This is a genomic window from uncultured Microscilla sp. (assembly GCF_947493425.1).
Classification (GTDB): domain Bacteria; phylum Bacteroidota; class Bacteroidia; order Cytophagales; family Microscillaceae; genus Microscilla.
The window spans coordinates 1-238 of sequence record NZ_CANLRP010000665.1 but is presented as its reverse complement, the minus strand read 5'-3'; the positions used below and the strand labels follow the sequence as shown (position 1 = coordinate 238).

The 238-nt window shown below is 48.3% G+C and carries 1 protein-coding gene; it reads left to right on the top strand.

What is annotated here, in order from left to right; translation table 11 throughout:
• Positions 1-238, top strand: a 238-nt coding sequence (locus Q0954_RS34865) for a hypothetical protein (protein ID WP_299466927.1), incomplete at both ends; no start/stop codon positions are given.

Below are 238 nucleotides of genomic sequence, written 5' to 3'. Positions count from 1 at the left end.
TGCTCGACGTGTTGGGCAAGGCACTGGATGCGGTGCTGGCGCTCTACCAAAAAATGTATAATTTGGTGCTGGATGCGTTGGAGTTTATTGCGGTGGGGATTGTAAAAGTAATGCAGTTTATAGAAAACTTAATTTCGGCTGCTGTAGCAATGCCTCAATACTTGTTCTGGGCAGAAATACTCAAGGCGTTGGTAGGCTTTGACCCTACCGCACCCTTACCCGCCATAGAACGCACCGA